General features: G+C 57.3%; 1 protein-coding gene. It reads left to right on the forward strand.

The window, feature by feature from the left end:
* Window positions 1-681 precede the first annotated feature (681 nt).
* Window positions 682-1,098 (forward strand): class I SAM-dependent methyltransferase (locus tag AC4FWB_RS34450; RefSeq protein WP_491030666.1); only part of this gene is annotated, 417 nt, incomplete at its 3' end.

A 1,098-nucleotide genomic window follows, 5' to 3' on the forward strand; every position in this document is an offset into this window, starting at 1 on the left:
CTGCGACTCGTGGGTGGCTATAGACGTCGTATGTGCCGAAGACTAACCAGCGCTTTTGGTAGAGAGTGGTAGGGCGCGTACCCAACCGAACGCCATCCGCGAGCACGGTCGCCGCGATAGTTCGCCCCAACGCAGCGCCGCCACGACCATCTGCGATCATGATAACCGCCCGTCCACACAGGAGCGCCGCAAGCTAGGCGCGGACGCTCCGGACCCGCCACACAAAAGGCAGTTGCCACGACGAGGCCTGTCCAATTGGAACTCCCAAGTCAATTCCTCATGCAAGACGGGCATAGCGCGGCTAGATGATTAATAAAAGCATTATTCCGTTAGTAGGCGATGACGATAGTATCATCGACCGCAACTGATGAACTCGTATGTGACCGAGGAGACCGCTTTCGAACTCGGCTACTTTTCGGCGGATCAAACACTTGGGGGTGCAGATCGCCCTTGATTACCTGCACCCCGCCCGGAGCGCCGGTACATGAATTCTGCTTGCCACTCGGATATTGGTCGACTACGACCACTCGGTCTCGCCGGAAGCGGCTCGGCATTCTGGGCCGCTTCGGTGGCGGGAGACTCTCGCGGCACGTTCTTTGGGCCGTCTCGCGGGAGCGTTTTCTTCGGTGGGTTACAAAACACTGGACGCCTCGCATGGTATTGGAGCGCACGGGAGAACGAGTGGTCACCGACGGCTATATGTCGTCAATTCAGGACTACGTGATTTACCTAATGCACGTGGCTTCCTACGACTGGGCAGCGTCCTTCATTGAAGGAAAGCGCGTGCTGGATTTCGGATGCGGGAGCGGCTTTGGCTCCCACATGATGTCAAATACAGCGAAAAGCGTGGAGGCCGTCGATGTTGCCGCGGAGGCGATTGAATATGCAAGCCGGCGTTATTCAGCTAGCAATGTTCGTTTCGGCAAGATTTCAAGCACCGGCCCGATACCATTCGCCGACCGATCCTTCGATGTAGTTACGTCGTTTCAGGTGCTCGAGCACGTAGCCGATCAGGAACGATATCTCCGTGAGGCCTTCCGGGTTCTCGTTCCGGGTGGTAGGCTTCTGCTTATCACGCCAAACAGGACCTCTCGGTTG

Source organism: Mesorhizobium sp. LEGMi-168a, assembly GCF_058312955.1.